The sequence below is a fragment of the Psychromonas sp. B3M02 genome (genome assembly GCF_003318165.1).
Lineage (GTDB): Bacteria > Pseudomonadota > Gammaproteobacteria > Enterobacterales > Psychromonadaceae > Psychromonas.
Window position 1 is genome coordinate 1 of the sequence record NZ_QOCB01000132.1, and the last position, 2,045, is coordinate 2,045.

1 protein-coding gene is annotated in these 2,045 nt (G+C 35.2%); it reads left to right on the top strand.

The features are described from left to right. Positions 1–247 precede the first annotated feature (247 nt). The gene (locus DS885_RS14870; protein ID WP_113820201.1) at positions 248–1,840 is read left to right on the top strand and encodes a sensor domain-containing diguanylate cyclase; all 1,593 of its coding nucleotides are present in this window, start codon (positions 248–250) and stop codon (positions 1,838–1,840) included. The last annotated feature ends 205 nt before the right edge of the window (positions 1,841–2,045 follow it).

Sequence of the window (2,045 nt, forward strand, 5' to 3'; positions counted from 1 at the left end):
TAACTGTGGTTGTTTGGTGTTCTTTATGTGATGTTTTTATATACTTTATTAACTTGTAAGTGTGATTTTTATTAACTTTAGATTTATTTATAGACCGATGTCATTGTTTTATCTGATTAAAAAAATAATATTTAAAGTGTGAAAGGGCATTTATTAAATTCACTTAAATTTACTATATAATATCCTACTAAAGGATTAGTTTTCTGTTATTAAATCGATTATATAAATACATTTTTTCAAGGATAATATGCCTCGCTTAAAACATAAGTTGAATCTTCGCGTTGTTATCATGACTATTACACTCACTATCATGACATGTGTGGTGGGGATATCTGCTATTACTTCATTAACTGAATTAAAAGAAGATTATCAACAGGTCAAGAGTGAACATTTTGAGAGCCTATTGGCGATCACGCAATTGAAAGTTCAAACCAATAAAATACTAGCTGCAACTAACAATATGTTTCTAGCTGAAAATGAAGTAGATTTACAGTGGGAAGATGCCTATATTGCAGATAAAGCAACTTGGGCGACACAAACTTCACAGCAATATGCTGATAATCTATATGCTTATCAAGATTTATTGTCGTTAAACTCTGCGCTTTCTGCTCAAAGTGATGCTATTTCAGCCGCGATGACTAAAAAGATAACATTAGCTAATCAAGTATTAGCTGACTATCAAGATGTGGAGGTTTACCGAAGAGATCAATTAAATAAAGGTAATGTCAGTGTTGCTGTGACACTTGATGAGGTGCTTTTATTATTTAACCCTATGCTTAATAACGCTTCTTCGGATAGTAGTCCTGTTGCGGTTAAAGAATTAATCTCTCCATTGCAATCTGTTATGTCAGCGCAGGAATTTCAAACCTTGCTAGCGTTATTAACAGGTACAACCTCAATATCAGTTGATTACCAAGCCTATTTAGCACAGCTATCCGTTGTGGAGCAGCTAAAGTCAGACCATAAAGCCCTAACTCAGTCGATCATCAGTGTGATTGGAGATAGTGGCCTAGCGGCACAAAAAGCATTTTTGACTAACCTGACTAAAATAGAAGAGAAAATCTCCTTAAGGGAATCCTTCCTCTACCTACTCTTACTAACCTGCATCATTGTTGCAATTATATTAATTACATTACAGACCAATCTCTTACGTCGAGTGAGTTTAATTCGTCAGGTGATTGACGCCGGTGATAGTAAAAACCAATATCGGATTGCCATTAAAGGCTCTGATGATATTAGTGAAATGGCGAAAGCGGTGAAAGGTTATATCGAAACTATTTTAGAGAAAGATCAGGCGTTATCAGATAATAATAAAAAGCTACAACATTTAGTCACACATGATGACCTGACCAATATTTATAATCGTCGCTATTTTGAAATACATATGGCGCAAGAGCATATTCGTTATTTACGTTATAAAGAGCCTTATTGTCTGGCGATGTTGAATATCGATGCTTTTAAAGCGATTAATGAAAAGTATGGACATGATATTGGCGATAAGGTGATCCTTGATTTTACTTTACGTGTTGATAATCAAATGCGTCAAACCGATGTGTTTGCCCGTTTAAGTGGTGAAAACTTTATTTTGTTAATGCCAAGAACAGATCAAGGCAATGCGCTGATGCTGATGGAACGGATCAGAAGTGAAATTATCGCCATGCCTACCGTTGTAGGAGAAGAAAAGATAGAGTTCACTGTAAGTATTGGTTTAATGCAGGTACAGGAAGTAGATGATATTGAAGATGCTTCGCAACAGATGACTTTTGTTAGCCAAGCGTTAGCAGAGGCGAAAGATACTGGCCGTAATAAGGTGTCTAGCTATAAAAGTGGGTCGTTATAGTGCTTGACCCTAAAAGTAGTGAGTAGCCAATACCAATGATATGGAAGGTATTATACCAATCATAGTAAGTAACTGATCTATTTTACTTGTTAAAACAACTTATTTTTTCGTTGTAAGTTTCGTATAGGGAACAACCATTTACATCAACTTACGCCTCAAACTAAGCCATTTTTCCGGCGCAAAATTTAGATCAGTTATTTAATAC

Excerpts from the sequence above, each read along its gene's own strand:
- DS885_RS14870 (WP_113820201.1), top strand. The coding sequence starts at position 248 with ATGCCTCGCTTAAAACATAAGTTGAATCTTCGCGTTGTTATCATGACT.